Annotated in this window: 16 protein-coding genes and 1 riboswitch; of the genes, 13 read left to right on the top strand and 3 right to left on the bottom strand. The window is 70.0% G+C overall.

What is annotated here, in order from left to right; genetic code table 11:
• Positions 1 to 32: 32 nt before the first annotated feature.
• The gene (locus IH68_RS0141590) at positions 33 to 923 is read right to left on the bottom strand and encodes an RNA polymerase sigma-70 factor (protein ID WP_030946767.1); all 891 of its coding nucleotides are present in this window, start codon (positions 921 to 923) and stop codon (positions 33 to 35) included.
• A 231-nt stretch (positions 924 to 1,154) separates the two neighbouring features.
• A riboswitch (FMN riboswitch) is annotated at positions 1,155 to 1,285 on the top strand.
• A 152-nt stretch (positions 1,286 to 1,437) separates the two neighbouring features.
• Here IH68_RS0141590 and IH68_RS0141585 point away from each other — a divergent pair.
• The 9 genes from IH68_RS0141585 to IH68_RS0141545 all read left to right on the top strand — a co-directional run bounded on the left by IH68_RS0141585 (position 1,438) and on the right by IH68_RS0141545 (position 8,751).
• Positions 1,438 to 2,043: a riboflavin synthase gene (locus IH68_RS0141585; protein WP_030946764.1), complete on the top strand. Its 606-nt coding sequence runs from the start codon at positions 1,438 to 1,440 to the stop codon at positions 2,041 to 2,043.
• Positions 2,040 to 2,681 (top strand): nicotinamide riboside transporter PnuC, encoded by a 642-nt coding sequence (gene pnuC / locus IH68_RS0141580; protein ID WP_030946760.1) that lies wholly within the window; start codon positions 2,040 to 2,042, stop codon positions 2,679 to 2,681. Before IH68_RS0141585 ends, pnuC begins: the two co-directional genes overlap by 4 nt.
• Entirely contained in the window at positions 2,678 to 3,967 is a 1,290-nt protein-coding gene (locus IH68_RS0141575; protein ID WP_030946756.1) for a bifunctional 3,4-dihydroxy-2-butanone-4-phosphate synthase/GTP cyclohydrolase II, read from the top strand. Before pnuC ends, IH68_RS0141575 begins: the two co-directional genes overlap by 4 nt.
• Positions 3,968 to 4,002: 35 nt before the next feature.
• A complete protein-coding gene (ribH, locus tag IH68_RS0141570) occupies positions 4,003 to 4,488 on the top strand; it encodes a 6,7-dimethyl-8-ribityllumazine synthase (protein ID WP_030946752.1) in 486 nt (161 codons plus the stop codon).
• A 34-nt stretch (positions 4,489 to 4,522) separates the two neighbouring features.
• Entirely contained in the window at positions 4,523 to 4,795 is a 273-nt protein-coding gene (locus tag IH68_RS0141565; RefSeq protein WP_030946750.1) for a phosphoribosyl-ATP diphosphatase, read from the top strand.
• Between the two features lie 64 nt (positions 4,796 to 4,859).
• The gene (gene hisG / locus IH68_RS0141560; protein WP_030946748.1) at positions 4,860 to 5,708 is read left to right on the top strand and encodes an ATP phosphoribosyltransferase; all 849 of its coding nucleotides are present in this window, start codon (positions 4,860 to 4,862) and stop codon (positions 5,706 to 5,708) included.
• Positions 5,709 to 5,722: 14 nt separating this feature from the next.
• The gene (locus IH68_RS0141555) at positions 5,723 to 6,166 is read left to right on the top strand and encodes a PH domain-containing protein (RefSeq protein ID WP_030946745.1); all 444 of its coding nucleotides are present in this window, start codon (positions 5,723 to 5,725) and stop codon (positions 6,164 to 6,166) included.
• 177 nt (positions 6,167 to 6,343) lie between these two features.
• Positions 6,344 to 7,669, top strand: a complete 1,326-nt coding sequence (locus tag IH68_RS0141550) for a hemolysin family protein (RefSeq protein ID WP_030946743.1) — start codon at positions 6,344 to 6,346, stop codon at positions 7,667 to 7,669.
• The gene (locus IH68_RS0141545) at positions 7,666 to 8,751 is read left to right on the top strand and encodes a hemolysin family protein (protein WP_030946741.1); all 1,086 of its coding nucleotides are present in this window, start codon (positions 7,666 to 7,668) and stop codon (positions 8,749 to 8,751) included. The genes IH68_RS0141550 and IH68_RS0141545 overlap by 4 nt, the downstream gene beginning before the upstream one ends.
• A 129-nt stretch (positions 8,752 to 8,880) precedes the next feature.
• Here IH68_RS0141545 and IH68_RS0141540 read toward each other — a convergent pair whose 3' ends face one another.
• Entirely contained in the window at positions 8,881 to 10,746 is a 1,866-nt protein-coding gene (locus tag IH68_RS0141540) for an AAA family ATPase (protein ID WP_030946739.1), read from the bottom strand.
• 428 nt (positions 10,747 to 11,174) lie between these two features.
• A complete protein-coding gene (locus IH68_RS0141535) occupies positions 11,175 to 11,828 on the bottom strand; it encodes a uridine kinase family protein (RefSeq protein WP_030946737.1) in 654 nt (217 codons plus the stop codon).
• Positions 11,829 to 12,047: 219 nt separating this feature from the next.
• Between IH68_RS0141535 and IH68_RS0141530 the strand changes: the two genes are divergently transcribed.
• From IH68_RS0141530 to IH68_RS55800, 4 genes are all read left to right on the top strand, one after another.
• A complete protein-coding gene (locus IH68_RS0141530; RefSeq protein ID WP_030946733.1) occupies positions 12,048 to 12,998 on the top strand; it encodes a hypothetical protein in 951 nt (316 codons plus the stop codon).
• Between the two features lie 71 nt (positions 12,999 to 13,069).
• Positions 13,070 to 14,524 carry an amino acid permease gene (locus IH68_RS0141525; protein ID WP_030946731.1) on the top strand — a complete coding sequence of 485 codons (1,455 nt, stop codon included), beginning with the start codon at positions 13,070 to 13,072 and terminating at the stop codon, positions 14,522 to 14,524.
• Between the two features lie 204 nt (positions 14,525 to 14,728).
• Positions 14,729 to 16,117, top strand: a complete 1,389-nt coding sequence (locus IH68_RS0141520; RefSeq protein ID WP_030946729.1) for a peptidase C39 family protein — start codon at positions 14,729 to 14,731, stop codon at positions 16,115 to 16,117.
• 136 nt (positions 16,118 to 16,253) lie between these two features.
• A complete protein-coding gene (locus IH68_RS55800; RefSeq protein WP_107057617.1) occupies positions 16,254 to 16,391 on the top strand; it encodes an SCO1431 family membrane protein in 138 nt (45 codons plus the stop codon).
• The last annotated feature ends 65 nt before the right edge of the window (positions 16,392 to 16,456 follow it).

Genomic DNA, 16,456 nt, shown 5'->3' with positions numbered 1-16,456 from the left:
GACTGAGCAGGCGCGTGGAATGTGACATACCACTACGCCTCCCGCGCGAGCTGCCGCCGGACGAAGCCCAGCTTGTCCGGGTTCAGCACCACCCGCACATGCGAGATCAGACCGTCCCGCACCTCGAACGCGACCATGCCGACCAGCGCGTCGCCCGCCCACGCGGCCAGTCCGGTCTCGCCGTTGACCTCGGCCGCCGTGAAGTCCAGGCCGGCCGCGAACCGCTCGGCGCCGCCCACCGCGAGCCGCGCCACCTTGTCCAGCCCCTCGACCGGCCGCCGGGCCGCGCTGACCTTGCCGCCGCCGTCGCTGGACCAGACCACGTCCGCGGTGAGCAGCTTCTCCAGCCCGGCCAGATCCCCGTCCCGGGCCGCCGTGAGGAACGACGCGACGAGCTCTTCCTGGCGCTGGGGCGCCGGCTCGAAACGGGACCGGTCCTCGCCCACCCGCTGCACCGCCCGCCGGTACAGCTGACGGCAGTTGGCCTCGCTCAGGTCCAGTACGCCGGCGATCTCGCGGTGCCCGTACCCGAACGCCTCCCGCAGCACGTACACCGCGCGCTCGGTCGGGCTGAGCCGCTCCAGCAGGATCAGCATCGCCATCGACACGGCATCGCGCTGCTCGGCCGACTCCAGCGGGCCGAGCGTGCCGTCCGAGGTGATCACGGGCTCCGGCAGCCAGGTTCCGACGTAGTGCTCGCGCCGGGCGCGGGCCGAGGTCAGACGGGTGAGGCAGAGGTTGGTGACGACCTTGGCCAGCCAGGCCCCCGGGTACTCGATGCCCGTGCGGTCGGCCCCGCTGAAACGCAGATAGGCGTCCTGGACCGTGTCCTCCGCCTCGTCGGCCGAGCCCAGCAGGCGGTAGGCGAGGCCGAACAGCCGCGGGCGGTGCGTCTCGAACTCGTCGGCGATCGCGCTGCTCATGCGCACCACCCTGCCAGAGCCCGTGGACGGGGGAGTTGTGAGGCCCGGCGGTGGGCAAGGGCCGTCGTCACCACCGCCGGACCGGTCTCGGAAGATCCGGAAAGGACTAGACCAAAGGGTCCACCAGGTGGGCCGGGTTGAGAAGTCCATCGACAGCGCCTGTGAGCCAACCCACACCGTTCGCCCGTATGGACCTCGATCAGGCGTGGCACACTGACTCTGTACCAGAAGCAGCGCACTCCGGGGTCGGTGAAAGTCCGAACCGGCGGTTACAGTCCGCGACCCGACCGCTTCCAGCGGCCGGTTGACCAGGTGAAATTCCTGGACCGACGGTTAAAGTCCGGATGGGAGGCAGTGCGCGGCGGGCGGGCATCCACGTATGCGCGCCGCCGTATCTGGGCTCGTCCTCGGGGCGGGTCCTGTCCGGCGTCGCCCCAGGTGCCCTCGCTCGTTCATTCTGTCGTCATCGACAGGCCCCGGAGTCCGTGCCCGAAGAGGCAGGAGGACCCGGGAAGTGTTCACCGGAATCGTCGAAGAGCTGGGCGAGATCACGGCCGTCGAAAACCTCGGCGACGCCTCCCGCTTCCGGCTGCGCGGCCCCGTCGTCACCGACGGCGCGAAGCACGGCGACTCCATCGCCGTGAACGGAGTCTGTCTCACCGTCGTCGACCACGAGGGCGACGAGTTCACCGCCGACGTCATGGCGGAGACCCTCGCCCGCTCCAGCCTCGGCGCCCTCGCCGTCGGCTCCCGCGTCAACCTGGAACGCCCCATGGCCGTGGGCGCCCGCCTCGGCGGCCACATCGTCCAGGGCCATGTCGACGGCACGGGCGAGGTGTTGGAGCGCAAGCCCTCCGACCACTGGGAGATCATCAAGATCTCCCTGCCCGCGGAGCTGACCCGCTATGTCGTGGAGAAGGGTTCCATCACGGTCGACGGCATCAGCCTCACCGTGGTCGACGCAGGCCCGGACTACTTCACGGTCAGCCTCATCCCCACCACCCTCGCCCTGACCACGCTCGGCATCAAGCAGCCCGGCGACCCGGTCAACCTCGAGGTCGACGTCGTCGCCAAGTACGTCGAGCGCCTGCTCGGGGCCGGTCAGGGGGCGGACCGGTGAACTGGCTGAACTCGCAGGCCTTCACCCTCCTCGACCAGCGCATCATCTGGTCGGACATGATCGGCAACATACTCGGCCTGATCACCCTCGCCCTCGGCTGGCGCCGCTCCCTGCTGACCTGGCCGGTCCAGTTCCTCTCCGGTCTCGTCCTGTTCATCGCCTTCTACGGCCACCTCGCCGGCAGCGCCGGCAAGCAGGTCGTCGTCATGGTCGTGGCGCTCTACGGCTGGTGGCAGTGGAACCGCAACAAGGGGCAGGCGGAGGACGGTCACATAGCTCCGCGGTTCGCCACCTGGCGCGAGCGCGGCGCGATGATCGCCGCCGCGGCCGTCGGCACGGTCGCCGTCGCCCTGCTCTTCAAGGCCTATCCGTCCCTGTCCTGGGACCCCTGGCCGGATGCCTACATCTTCGTCGGCACCATCGTCGCCATGTACGCCCAGGCCCGCGGCATGACCGAGTTCTGGATCGCCTGGCTCCTCGTCGACCTGGTCGGCGTCCCCCTCAACTTCGCCAACGGCTACGCCTTCTCCGGCTTCGTCTACGTCATCTACGGCGCACTCGTCCTGTGGGGCATGCGCGACTGGTGGCTGCGCTCCCGGCAGGCGTCGCAGCCCGTCCCGGAAGGAGCGCCGGCATGACCACGGCACCGATCCTGTACAGCACCGACGGCATCGAGGACTGGTCGCTCGACCCCATCGAGCAGGCCATCGCCGACATCGCGGCCGGCCGCCCGATCGTGGTCGTCGACGACGAGGACCGCGAGAACGAGGGCGACCTCGTCGTCGCCGCCGAGAAGGTCACCCCCGAGATCGTGGCCTTCATGATGAGCGAGTGCCGCGGCCTGATCTGCGCGCCCATGGAGGGCGAGGAGCTGGACCGGCTCAAGCTTCCGCAGATGGTCGAGGACAACACCGAGCAGATGAAGACCGCGTTCACGGTCTCCGTGGACGCCTCCGCCGCGCACGGCGTGACCACCGGCATCTCCGCCTCCGACCGCGCCACCACCCTCCGGCTACTGGCGAGCGGAGAGACCCACGCCGACGACTTCGTCCGCCCCGGCCACATCTTCCCGCTGCGCGCCAGGTCCGGCGGTGTGCTCGTACGCAACGGCCACACCGAGGCAGCCGTCGACCTCGCCCGCCTCGCAGGGCTGCGCCCGGCCGGCGCGATCGTCGAGATCGCCGGCGAGGACGGCCGCATGCTGCGCCTGCCCGAGCTGATCCCCTTCGCCCGCAAGCACGGCCTGACGATCATCTCCATCGAGGACCTGATCGCCTACCGCCGTACCGCCGAGCCCACCGTCCGCCGCGAGGCCGAGACCCAACTGCCCACCGCCCACGGCGAGTTCACGGCCTACGGCTACCGCTCCACCGTCGACGGCGTCGAGCACGTCGCCCTCGTCCACGGCGAGATCGGCGACGGCGAGGACGTCCTGGTCCGTGTCCACTCCGAATGCCTGACCGGCGACATCTTCTCCTCCCTGCGCTGCGACTGCGGCCCCCAGTTGGACGCCTCCCTGGAGCGCATCCAGTCCGAGGGCAGGGGAGTGGTCGTCTATCTGCGCGGCCACGAGGGCCGCGGCATCGGCCTGCTGTCCAAGCTGCGCGCCTACGAACTCCAGGAGCGCGGCCGCGACACCCTCGACGCCAACCTGGAGCTCGGCCTGCCCGCCGACGCCCGGGACTACGGCGCAGGCGCGCAGATCCTGGAGGACCTCGGCGTCCGCAGCGTGCGCCTGATGACCAACAACCCCGACAAGACCGACGCGCTCGTCCGCCACGGCCTCAAGGTCACCGGCCGCGAGCCGATGCCCGTACAGGCGGGCGAGCACAACCTCCGCTACCTGCGCACCAAGCGGGACCGGATGGGCCACGACCTGCCCTGGCTGGACACGGCCCCCGTGTCCACCTGCAGCAACCAGTAGAAGACCGTCAGAAGTCACCGAGGAGACAAGAGAACGTGAGCGGCAAGGGCGCACCGGAACTGTCCGTACGCAACGTCGGAGACCTGCGGGTCGCCGTCATCGCGGCGCAGTGGCACGAAAAGGTGATGGACGGCCTGGTGGACGGCGCCCTGCGCGCCCTGCACGACCTGGGCATCGACGAGCCGACCCTGCTCAGGGTCCCCGGCAGCTGGGAGCTCCCGGTCGTCGCCAAGGTCCTCGCGGGCCGCGGCTACGACGCGATCGTCGCCCTCGGTGTCGTCATCCGCGGTGGCACCCCGCACTTCGAGTATGTGTGCCAGGGCGTGACCCAGGGCCTCACCCAGGTCTCCGTCGAGACCGGCGTCCCCGTCGGCTTCGGCGTACTGACCTGCGACACCGAGGAGCAGGCCCTGGACCGGGCCGGCATCGAGGGCTCCAACGAGGACAAGGGGCACGAGGCGGTGACCGCGGCGGTGGCGACCGCGGCGACCCTCCGCTCAGTATCTGAACCGTGGCACTGACGTCTGCGGGGTTTGGCATAGGCTGAGCGTCACCATGTCCAATAAGACGTTCGAGGAGCTCTTCACCGAGCTCCAGCACAAGGCCGCCCACGGCGATCCCGCCACTTCCCGCACCGCAGAACTGGTCGGCAAGGGCGTCCATGCCATCGGCAAGAAGGTCGTCGAAGAGGCCGCCGAGGTCTGGATGGCCGCCGAGTACGAGGGCAAGGAAGCGGCCGCCGAGGAGATCTCGCAGCTGCTGTACCACGTCCAGGTGATGATGGTCGCCCGCGGCATCTCCCTGGACGACGTCTACGCCCATCTCTGAGCCGTCACAGCCGCAAGAAACCCCGCACACGTCTCCGTACGCACGAACAAAGGAAGCCGACCTCATGCTGCGCATCGCCGTCCCCAACAAGGGTTCCCTGTCAGGCCCTGCGGCGGAGATGCTGCATGAGGCCGGCTACCAGCAGCGCCGGGAGTCCAAGGAGCTGCGGATCGTCGACCCGTCCAACGAGGTCGAGTTCTTCTACCTCCGCCCGCGCGACATCGCGATCTACGTCTCCTCGGGCCGCCTCGACATCGGCATCACCGGCCGCGACCTGCTGATCGACTCCGGTGCCAACGCCGAGGAGATCCTCCCGCTCGGCTTCGCCCGCTCCACCTTCCGCTACGCCACCAAGCCGGGCACGGCGAACGGCGTCGAGGACCTGAACGGCATGACGGTCGCCACCTCCTACGAGGGCATCGTCGCCAAGCACCTCGCCGACAACGGCGTCGACGCCTCCGTCGTCCACCTCGACGGCGCCGTCGAGACCGCCATCGAGCTCGGCGTCGCCGAGGTCATCGCGGACGTCGTCGAGACCGGCACCAGCCTGCGCAACGCGGGTCTGGAGGTCATCGGCGAGCCGATCATGAAGTCCGAGGCCGTCGTCATCCGCCGCACCGGCGAGAACGGCGAGGAGCCCAAGGTCCAGCAGTTCCTGCGCCGTCTGCAGGGCGTCCTGGTGGCCCGGACGTACGTGATGATGGACTACGACTGCCGCGCCGAGCACCTGGAGGAGGCGGTCGCCATCACCCCCGGCCTGGAGGGTCCGACCGTCTCGCCGCTGCACAACGAGGGCTGGGTCGCCGTCCGCGCCATGGTGCCCGCCAAGGACGCCCAGCGGATCATGGACGACCTCTACGCGATCGGTGCGCGGGCCATCCTGACCACGGCCATCCACGCCTGCCGTCTCTGAGGGGCGCACGAGAGATGTCCGATCTGCCCGCTCTCCCCGTCACCTTCCGGCCTGGCCGCACCCGGGCCGTCCTGCTCACCTCCGGTGCGGTGATCTTCGTGGTGATCACGACCGTCGCGCTGCTCCTGGAGCAGCTCAGCCCCGGCGAGAAGCTCAGCTTCGTCTTCACCGGAGCGATCCTCTTCGGTGTGCTGGCGCTGCTCGCCCGGGTGAAGGTCGTCGCCGAAGAGACAGGCGTCACGGTCGTCAACATCGCCAGCAGGCGGCACCTGGAGTGGGCCGAGATCCTCCATGTGAACCTGCGCCCCGGCGACCCCTGGGTCTTTCTCAACCTCAGCGACGGCACCAGTCTGCCCGCGCTCGGCATCCAGCCGGGCATCGCCAAGGAGCGCGCCATCGCCGACGCGCGCACTCTGCGAGCACTCGCCGAGGCCCGCTCGACAAGGGATCTGCCGTAACGGCCCATGTCTTGATTAATCTGTTGGCGGAGGCGTTTTCGTTGCGCCTCCGCCGCTGAAGTTCCCGCCGGGCTTCAGAGGCCCCCTGCTACCCGAGGAGTGACTCCCTCCAGCGATGGACGGATCGTCCTGTAGTACCTGCGCCGCCCCCTCACGACGTAACGAGGCGGCGGCATCATGACCACCCCCCTGCTGCTCCTCGGAGCCGCTCTCCTGCTGATTCTGGCCAACGGCTTCTTCGTGGCCGCCGAGTTCGGCCTGGTCACGGTCGAGTCGACGGACGCCGAGAAGGCCGCCGCCGAAGGCGACAAACGGGCCCGACGGGTCGCCGAGTCGCTCAGGGAGCTGTCCTTCCAGCTCTCCGGCACCCAGCTCGGCATCACCATCACCTCCCTCGTCGTCGGCATGCTCGCCGAGCCCGCGCTAGCGGAGCTGCTGCACGGCCCGTTCACCGCGATCGGCATCCCCGAAGGCGCCGTCTCCGGTGTCGCGGTGGTCGTCGGCATGCTGCTGGCCTCCGCCGTGCAGATGGTGATCGGGGAACTGGTGCCCAAGAACTGGGCGGTGTCCAAGCCGATGCAGGTCGCGCGCTTCGTGGCGGGCCCGCAGCACACCTTCGCCCGGCTGTTCCGCCCGGTCATCGCCGCGTTGAACGCGGTGGCCAACCGCCTGGTCCGCGCCCTGGGCGTCGAGCCCACCGCGGAGCTGGCCTCCGCCCGAACCCCCGGCGAACTGGTGTCCCTGGCCCGACATTCTGCCCAGGCCGGTGCCCTGGAACAGGACACGGCCGACCTCTTCGTACGGACGCTGTCGCTCGCCGAGCTGACCGCGCAGCATGTCATGACCCCGCGGGTGAAGGTGAGCGCACTGCAGTCGACGGCGACCGCCGAGGACGTGGTGAACCTGACCCGCGCCACCGGCCTGTCCCGCTTCCCCGTCTACAAGGAGCGGATCGACGAAATCGTCGGCATGGTCCATCTGAAGGACGCCCTGGCGGTCCCGGCCCACGAGCGCCTGCGCACCCCCGTCGGCCGCATCGCCCGTCCCGCGCTGCTCGTCCCCGAGACCCTGCCCGTGCAGCCGCTCCTCGCCCAGCTGCGCAGCGAGCAGCCCATCGCGGTCGTCGTCGACGAATACGGCGGCACGGCGGGCGTCGTGACGCTGGAGGACATCGTCGAGGAGATCGTCGGCGAGGTCCGCGACGAGCACGACGGGCAGGACGTGCCCGAACTCGCCGCGGCCCCGCCGGAGGACGGCAGGCCCGCCTGGGACGCCGACGGCAGCTGCCGCGTCGACATCCTGCAGCGCATAGGACTCGACGTGCCCGAGGGGCCGTACGAGACCGTCGCCGGACTGGTCGCCGACCGGCTCGGCCGTATCCCGGCCGTCGGCGACAAGGCGGAACTGCCGGGCTGGCGGCTGACCGTGCGCCGGGTCGGCCACTACCGCGCCGAGCGGGTCCGGCTGGTGCGGACCGGCCTGGTCGTGGAGGTCGCCCGATGAGCGTGCTCCAACTCCTGTTCGCCGGCCTGCTCGTGCTCGCCAACGGCTTCTTCGTCGGCGCCGAGTTCGCACTCGTGTCCGTACGCCGAAGCCAGATCGAACCGCTCGGCACGGCCCGCGCCCGCCAGGTCCTCTACGGCCTGGAGCGGCTGCCGCAGATGATGGCCGCGGCCCAGTTCGGGATCACCGTCTGCTCGCTGACCCTGGGCGCGGTCGCCGAACCGACCGTCGCGCATCTGCTGGAGCCGGTCTTCGAGTGGATCCACCTGCCCGACGGGGTGATCCACCCGCTCGGCTACGTCATCGCACTCGCCGCCGTGGTCTTCTTCCACCTCGTCATCGGCGAGATGGTCCCGAAGAACCTCGCGATGGCAGCCCCGGAGAAGGCCGCGATCTGGCTCGCCCCGGGCCTGGTCGCCTTCGCCCGGGTCTGCAAGCCGATCACCGTCGCCCTCGGTGCCGTCGCCCAGGCGATCCTGCGGCTCTTCCGGGTCGAGCCGAAGGACGAGGTCGAGGCCGTCTTCACCAGCGAGCAGCTCAACCGCCTGGTGGAGGACTCCGGCCAGGCAGGCCTGCTCGACCCCGAGGAGCAGGAACGCCTCGAGGACGCCCTGGAACTGGGCTCCCGCCCGGTGACGGACGTGCTCCTGGGACGCGAGTCCCTGGTGACGGTTCCCCCGTCGGTCACCCCGGGCCGCATCGTCGAACTCACCGCCCGCACCGGATACTCCCGCTTCCCCATAGCCTCGGAGAACGGCGCCTTCATGGGCTACCTGCACGTGAAGGACGTACTGGACCTGGAGGACTCGGAGCGGGCGGTGCCGCAGCAGCTGTGGCGGCCGATGACGACGCTGCGCTCCGAACTCCCCCTGGACGACGCGCTGACGGTGATGCGCCGCGCCGCCACCCACCTGGCCCAGGTGGCCGACGCCTCCGGCAAGGTACTGGGCCTGGTGGCCCTGGAGGACGTACTGGAACTACTGGTCGGCGAGGTCACGGACCCGGCCCACCGGGAGGTCCCGGAGGTACGGGTCACGGAGCCGCGGGGGAGCGGGGAGCCGGAACAGGCCCTGGCAGGCTGACGCAGGGCCTCCCCGCGCCCCGAAAGGGGCGCGGGGCTGTACCAATGTGCGGCTCCGCCGCGCGGGCCGAAAAGCCACGACACACCCGCAGTCGCGAGAGACCGGAATCACCGGGCTCGTGGGCGCAGATCACAACCCTGACGGATCCTGCGGCCCCCGCCCGGACAACACTTCCCCATACGCCTGCATCAGATCGGGCAGCCGCAATGTCGACAAGTCGTCCCGGGACAGAGCCCCGGGATACGTGGACAGCCGCAGATCCCGATACGCACAGCTCTTCTCGTACAGCGTCCGCAGAAACCGTCCGTTCCCGAGCTCGTCGATCCATCCCTGATCCACCACATGCCCGGCGATCGACCGCAGCTCGTCCAACGCCTCCTCGTCCCACACGTCGCCGTTCTCGGCAGCCAGTACCTCACCGATCGAGGTGAGTTCGAGCGGCCGGTACGAGGGGAAGTCGACGCGGGTGGTGAAGCGGGACGACAGGCCGGGGTTGGCGGCCAGCAGGCGGTCCATGCCCTCCGGGTAGCCGGCCAGGATGACCACCAGGTGGTCGCGGTTGTCCTCGGCCCGCTTCAGCAGCACCTGCAGCGCCTCGTCGCCGTACGCGTCGCCCTTGCCGTACCCGGAGTTGGAGAGCGAGTAGGCCTCGTCGACGAACAGCACGCCGCCGATCGCGGAGTCGATCAGTTCGTTGGCCTTCACGGCCGTCTGGCCCAGGTACTCGCCGACCAGGTCGGCCCGCTGTGCCTCCACGAGGTGGTCGCCGCCGAGCAGCCCGAGGGCGTAGAAGACGCGGCCGAGGATGCGGGCGACCGTGGTCTTGCCGGTGCCGGAGGGGCCGGAAAAGACGAAGTGCCGCTTCGGCGGCTGGACCGGCAGGCCCTGACCGGCGCGCAGCCGCGCCATGTTCAACTGGGCGGACAGCGCCTTGACCTGTCGCTTCACCGGCTCCAGGCCCACCATGCGCTCCAGTTCGGCGAGCGCCTCCTCTAGCAGTGCGGGGTCGGTGGGTCCGGCCGGCAGCGGGGATCCGGGCGGGCCGACGGTCTTCTCGCGCACCGTCGGGTCGATCGAGGACGGCAGCGGGCCGACGGGCGGGAGGTCGGACTCGGAGAGCCTCAGGTCCCGGCCCTCGGTGCCGAAGAGCGGGTCCAGGGTGTCGGGGCCCTCCAGGGCGTCCTGGCCGCCGGAGAGGGTGATCGCCGCGAGGTCGGTGGCCTCGTCGTACCCGTCGCCCTCGGCGATCGCCGCGAGCCGGGCCGAGGTGTCCATGAAGGCGGGGTCGACGCGGTGCACGGCCCGGTACAGGGGAAGGGCGGCGGCCGAGCGGCCCGTGCCCTCATGGGCGCGCGCCAGCCAGTAGCGCAGTTCCTTGCGCTGCGGCTGCTCGCTGCGGCAGCGCATCAGGGCGGACGACAGGAGCGGTTCGGCCTGCCCGTACATCTCCAGGCGCACCCGCGCCATGCCGCCGAACAGGCCCGCCTCGATGCCGAGCAGGGCGTCGTCGATCAGCGGGTCGGTGTGGCGGACGAGTTGGTCCCAGTCCTTGACGAGGTAGGCGCGGCAGGCGTGCAGAAAGCGGACCTGCGGGTCTGTGTCCACGGGTGGGAGTCCGGCGAGGGCCCGGTCCAGCTCGGGGACATGTCGGCCGTCCAGCCAGTGCGAGGCGTGCGCGAGCAGCAGGTCGCGCGGGCTCTCCAGCACGGGCTGCACCCACCAGCCGAGCCAGTACCAGGAGTTGAGGGAGCGGCGGTGCCGGGCGCGCTGTTCACCGAAGCGGTCCCGGTGCCGGAACATCCGTAACAGCGCGGTCGTCGTGTCGACGCGCAGCGCATGCAGTCCGAGCCAGCCGTCGGCCATCCCGGGATCCATCCGGACCGCGGCCCGGAACTCCTCCTCGGCCTGCGGATAGGCGCCCATCGTGTAGGCGTCCACACCTCGCAGCCAGGCGAGGTCGGCCGGGGCCTCGGGGCCCTGCGTGCCGAAATCCATCACGTCCCCCACAAACCGTGCCCCTGTCGGTTGACCGCCGGACCGCTGTCCGCCGGCCGCCTTGATCGAACCGCCGTACCGCGGAGCGGAGTTGCGGTGCGCGCAGCCGTCCATCAGGTCGCACCGAGGGCATCGTACCTGCGAGGGTGTCGCCCGCCGAAGGGTGCCGCACGGGCCGTTTGGCGAGGTGGGAGCAGATGGGGCGCACTTCGGACGGTGACGGTGTGTGAGCGAAACGTGCCGCGGAGCGTCCGGAAAACGGGGTGTGGGCAGAACGAAGCCCCCGATCACGGGGGAACAACCGGGGGCTTCGCGACTGTGGGCGGCTTCGAATGGCCACACATTGAGAACGTAAGTCCTGTACGGGCCCCCGGTCAAGCGGAGTTGAGGCACTCCGGGAACTTCTCCCGGCGGGCGTCTTCACAAGTTCAGCACATTGCCGATGGTCCGTCACCGTGCGTGAGCAGCTGGTCCGGTCCAACAGTCTTCATGGGTCCCGGGAGCATCTCGTACCCCTTCTCCGACTGCCGTATCAGAAGGTCGGCGAACGGCCGCGAGGGATCCTCGGCGAAGTGCCGTCGCTCCGCCCTGACCCAACCGGCCCAGAACTCCCGCTGCTCCTCCCCGTCCCGCTGCCGTCCCCGCGTCCAGGACTCCTCGTGCGGCAACTCCATCCACAGCAGTGCCGCGAGGTGCGGGCGCAGTGTGCGGCGGCCTGCTCCGACGCCCTCGACGAGGACCACTGGGGCGGGCGGCAGTGTGCGGAGCGGTCCGAAGCGGCGGGTGTGCCAGTCGTAGGGGGCGTAGTGGGCGCTCTCGCCGCGGCTGAACGGTTCGATCACCTGGGTCAGCAGCCGTCCGGTCCACTCGAACAGCTCGTCGTGGCTGGCGATGTCGTCGAGGTGCAGCACGGACGCCCCGTCCAGGGCCCGGGCCAACCGCCCGGCGAACGTGGACTTTCCGGAGCCGGCATGTCCGTCGACGCCGATCAGGCGGACCGGGCCGCAGGACGGGGGCAGACGGCGGAGCCGGGAGGCGAGGTCGTGAATGGCTGTTCCCTGTCTGGCCGGAGAGTTGGGCATATTCGACGGGAACATTCTAGTGGTGGGTGAAATCGGGGCGAATGGGTGGGCCGGAAAATAGTGCCGTATTGAACCAGTCGTTGGCTGGCTGCGAGCCAGTGTTAATCCCTCCCCGAAACATCGGACGCCCATCTCGAAAATCGCGTTCCGGTTGCGCTCGGCGCTGAGTAAGGTGCTGGGTGCACAACTGCGAGGCGTCGTACGGGGAGACAGGAGCAGATGGTCGCTGGGTTATTCGAGGGGCAGTATGTGTGGCATCCGGCGGCCGACGACCGCTTGCTCGCGAGCGTATGCGTCGACGTACGCGCCGGCCGATACCGGAGCACCCATGAGGCCCTCGCCGAAACACGCGGCGACTTCGGTCTGCGTGCCCACCGCTCCCTGGTCCTCGCCTCCGAGGCCGCCGACTCCGACCTCGCCGAGCGGTGGCTGGCCGAGGAGCCGACCCCCGAGGCGGCGCTGCTGTGGGCGCGGGTGGCGGTGCTACGGGCGCTGCGCGCGGCCGACGCGCACGACGAGCGGGCCGGCGCCCTGGAGCGGATCGCGCTGACCGCCTGCGACCGGGCGGCGGCGGCGAGCCCGGCCGACCCCACGCCCTGGGCGGCCCGGCTGGCCATGGCCCGGCTGCACCGGCTGACCGACCCCGCCCCGCGCGGGCTGCTCACCGCGCCGCCCGGACCGTGGCGGCTGTTCGCGCACGTCCTGTCCCTCGACCCCTGGCACCGCGAGGCCCACCACCGCTTCCTGGCCTGCTTCTTCACTCGCCACGGCGGCTCCGTGAACGCCGCCTGGGACGTCGCCGCCTTCCTCGGCCAGCGTGCCCCCGCCGACTCCCCGCTGCGCCTGCTGCCCCTCGTCGCCCTCGTCGAGAGCTACAACCCGACCCAGCTGCTCGCCGACCGGGTCTGGGAGCAGCCGCAGTGGCGCTCCACCGCCCTCGCGATCTACCAGAACTGGCTGCCCACGATGCCGGGTTACCGCTTCACCCCGGTGCTCGACCTGGCCTACCTGGCGCATGCGCTGGTCATGGGCAAGCGCGAGTTCGAGGCCCGCGCGGTCTTCGCGGCCATGGGACCGTACGCCTCCCGTATGCCCTGGTCCGCCTTCGGAGAGCCCGCCGACCAGCTGTCCCGGGCCCGCCGCGCCTGCGGCCTCCCCGTCCCCCCGTAGCCCCCCCCCGCAGAGAGAAAGGCCGACCTGTGCCGGAACGGATATCGGACGACGACGCCGTACTTCATGAGATGGGTTATCCGAGAAAACTCACCCGTCGCTTCCAGGCGTTCGACAATTTCGCCATCTCATTCACCATCATCAACATCATTTCGGGAATCTTCTCCAGCTTCGGATTCGGGCTGAATGCCGGAGGCCCCCGTATCCTCGTCTTCGGCTGGATCGGCGTCTCCGTCATGGTTCTCTTCGTCGGTCTCGCCATGGCGGAAGTCGCCTCCGCCTATCCCACCAGCGGCGCCCTGTATTTCTCCGCCGGGAAACTCGCCAGACGGCACAAGGGAGCCTGGTCCTGGTACACCGGCTGGCTGAACTTCGTGGGCCAGATCGGCGGCACGGCCGCCACCGGCTACGCCGCCGCCACCTTCATCCAGGCCTTCATCGCCATGCAGTGGGACTCCTACCTGCCGACCGCCCACCAGACGGTGCTGATCACGGCCCTGCTCATCGTGCTGCAGGGGCTGGCCAACACCTACACCGTCCAGTTGGTCGCGCTGCTCAACCGGATCTCCGTGTGGTGGCTGCTGATCGGTCTCGTGGTGATCGTGGGCGCCCTGATCGTCGGACCCGACCAGCACCAGTCGGCCTCGTTCGTCACGCATTTCGCGAACAACACCGGTTTCACGAACGGGCTTTACGGCGGGATGCTCGGCCTGCTCGTCACCAGCTGGACCTTCACCGGCTTCGACGGCAGCTTCCACATGTCCGAGGAAACGGTGCGGGCCACGGTCAACGCGCCGAAGGGGATCACACGTGCGATCGGCTACTCGGCGATCACCGGTCTGATCCTGATGCTTGCACTGGTCTACAGCATTCACGACTACGACCATGTGGCGAGCGCGTCCGCTCCGCCCGTCCAGATTCTCATCGACGGTCTGGGCCTGACCACCGCCAAGGTGCTGCTGCTGATCGTGATCGGTGCGATGCTCTTCTGCGGTCTTGCCAATCTCACCAGCAACACCCGGCAGATCTTCGCCTTCTCCCGCGACGGCGCCATGCCCGGTTCCCGCCTGTGGCACTCCGTCTCGCCGCGCACCCGCACCCCCGTCAAGGCCGTCTGGCTCGCGGTCGCCTGCTCGCTGGCACTCGTCCTGCCCGGCTGGTGGTCGCACACGGCGTTCACCGCCATCGTCAGCGTCAACGTCGTCGGCCTCTTCCTCGCCTACGCCGTGCCGATCCTGCTCCGGCTGAGCCTGGGCGACGAGTTCCAGCCGGGGCCCTGGCACCTGGGCCGCTGGAGCAAACCCGTCGGTGTGATCGCCGTGGCCTGGATCCTGCTCAGCAGCGTGCTGTTCATGCTCCCGCAGGCCTCGCCGATCACCGTCGACTCCTTCAACTACGCGCCGATCGCCCTCGTGGTCGTCCTGGTCGTCGCCACCGTCTGGTGGTTCGCCACCGCCCGCCGCCGCTTCCAGGGGCCGGTCAGCTACGGCCGCCCCGACGAGGTCGCGGCGATGGACCTGATCTGAGCCCCGGGCCCGGCGCGCGTCCGCGTGCGCCGGGCCCGGCTGCCCAGCAGGTCACGTCAGTGGTTCAGACCAATATTCGTGGGCGTGGCATGGGCCGAAGTGCTGGCAGGAGGTTCTGTCCGCGGCCATAGTTGGCGCACAACAATGCAGCGCAACTGTGCATTTGGACCTGCCCGACTCGGACACCTGGGGGTCGTTCCGCCCATGAGCAGAGCCGAACAGCCGTCCCGCAGAACCGTCCTCGCCGCCGCGGTGGCCGCCGCTGTGGCGGGCTCCGCCCTCACCGCCGACGTGGCCGACGCCGAGGAGGCCGCCGTGGCTCCGCCCCTCGCCCAGCCCGGGCTTCGCCCGAGCGGGGGAACTCCCACCGTCGACCACCGCTCCTGGACCTCGTACCAGGACTGGCGCGCCGGCGCCGCGCACGGCACCCGTGCCGTCGCGGGCGCCCGCCCCGGCGTGGTGATCGCCACCCCCGCCGGCACCACCGACTACACCGACCCGCACACCGGCACGACCGCCGCCTGGGAGTACGCGACCTGGACGTCCCCCGTCCACCGGCTCCGCGTCCCCGCCACCGAGGTGATCGCCTCCTGGAACGCACACACCCCGGCCGGCACCTGGCTCCAGGTCGAACTGCACGGCACGTACTCCGACGGCACCGAGACCCCCTGGTACGTGATGGGCCGCTGGGCGGCGGGCGACCAGGACATCAAGCGGACCTCGGTGGACGACCAGAAGGACGGCAAGAGCGCCATCTGGACGGACACGTTCGCCATCGACGACGCGACGACCGGCCTGCGCCTGGTCTCGTACCGTCTCCGCCTCACCCTCTACCGCAAGCCCGGCACCAAGCTCAGCCCCACCGTGTGGCGGCTCGGCGCGATGGGCTCGGACATCCCCGACCGCTTCACCGTCCCGGCCTCCACGCCCGGCCTCGCCAAGGAACTGATCGTCCCGCGCTACTCGCAGGAGATCCACAAGGGCCAGTATCCCGAGTACGACAACGGCGGCGAGGCCTGGTGCAGCCCCACCTCCTCACAGATGATCATCGAGTACTGGGGCGGCCGGCTCACCCCGGAGCAACTGGCCTGGGTGGACCCGAGCTACGCCGACCCGCAGGTCGACCACGCGGCCCGCTTCACCTACGACTACCAGTACGAGGGCTGCGGCAACTGGCCGTTCAACGCCGCCTACGCAGCCACGTACAAGGACCTGCAGGGCGTGGTCACGCGGCTCGGCTCGCTCACCGACCTGGAGACACTGATCGCGGCCGGCATCCCGGCCATAACGTCCCAGTCGTTCCTCAAGGGGGAGCTGACGGGGGCGGGTTACGGCACCGCGGGGCACCTGATGACCGTCATCGGCTTCACCGCCGACGGCGACGTGATCGCCAATGACCCGTTCTCGCCGAGCGACGACGCGGTGCGCCGTGTCTACAAGCGGCGCGAGTGGGAGAACATCTGGCTCAGGACCAAGCGGTACAACGCCTCCGGCAAGGTCGTCTCCGGCACCGGCGGCGTCTGCTACCTGTACTTCCCGGCCCGGCCCACACCCCGCCAGCGCAAGGCGCTCGCGGTGGTCGGCGTGCGCTGAACGACAGGCGAAAGGCCGCGGGAAACCGGGGTCTTTCGCCTGTGACCAACGTCTCCGCCGCAAAAGCCGCTTCGGCTGGCAAGGTGGACAGAACCCAGGGGGGAGTCCACCGCACGCCCGACCTCAGCGAGACGCCATGACCGCACACTCTGCCGCCGCCCGCAGCCGCACCGGCGGCCCCGGGAACGACGGCCCGAAGATCCTCGAGCACGTCATGGGCTGGACCCTCGTCATTGTCCTCGCGATGCTTGTCACCCAGCTCGGCCTGCTGTGATCTGACGCAGGCGGGACCCCGCCCTCCCTGCGGCCACTCGTCGACCCGACTCGAACGAGTGGACG

This window comes from Streptomyces sp. NRRL S-646 (genome assembly GCF_000720765.1).
Classification (GTDB): Bacteria; Actinomycetota; Actinomycetes; order Streptomycetales; family Streptomycetaceae; genus Streptomyces.
The sequence above is the reverse complement of the archived record's forward strand: the minus strand, read 5'-3'. Positions and strand labels throughout refer to the sequence as shown.

Coding starts and splice junctions, on each gene's coding strand:
- IH68_RS0141590 (WP_030946767.1), bottom strand. CDS start 923: ATGAGCAGCGCGATCGCCGACGAGTTCGAGACGCACCGCCCGCGGCTG.
- IH68_RS0141575 (WP_030946756.1), top strand. CDS start 2,678: ATGACCACGGCACCGATCCTGTACAGCACCGACGGCATCGAGGACTGG.
- IH68_RS0141565 (WP_030946750.1), top strand. CDS start 4,523: ATGTCCAATAAGACGTTCGAGGAGCTCTTCACCGAGCTCCAGCACAAG.
- hisG (WP_030946748.1), top strand. CDS start 4,860: ATGCTGCGCATCGCCGTCCCCAACAAGGGTTCCCTGTCAGGCCCTGCG.
- IH68_RS0141555 (WP_030946745.1), top strand. CDS start 5,723: ATGTCCGATCTGCCCGCTCTCCCCGTCACCTTCCGGCCTGGCCGCACC.
- IH68_RS0141550 (WP_030946743.1), top strand. CDS start 6,344: ATGACCACCCCCCTGCTGCTCCTCGGAGCCGCTCTCCTGCTGATTCTG.
- IH68_RS0141545 (WP_030946741.1), top strand. CDS start 7,666: ATGAGCGTGCTCCAACTCCTGTTCGCCGGCCTGCTCGTGCTCGCCAAC.
- IH68_RS0141540 (WP_030946739.1), bottom strand. CDS start 10,746: ATGGATTTCGGCACGCAGGGCCCCGAGGCCCCGGCCGACCTCGCCTGG.
- IH68_RS0141535 (WP_030946737.1), bottom strand. CDS start 11,828: ATGCCCAACTCTCCGGCCAGACAGGGAACAGCCATTCACGACCTCGCC.
- IH68_RS0141530 (WP_030946733.1), top strand. CDS start 12,048: ATGGTCGCTGGGTTATTCGAGGGGCAGTATGTGTGGCATCCGGCGGCC.
- IH68_RS0141525 (WP_030946731.1), top strand. CDS start 13,070: ATGGGTTATCCGAGAAAACTCACCCGTCGCTTCCAGGCGTTCGACAAT.
- IH68_RS0141520 (WP_030946729.1), top strand. CDS start 14,729: ATGAGCAGAGCCGAACAGCCGTCCCGCAGAACCGTCCTCGCCGCCGCG.
- IH68_RS55800 (WP_107057617.1), top strand. CDS start 16,254: ATGACCGCACACTCTGCCGCCGCCCGCAGCCGCACCGGCGGCCCCGGG.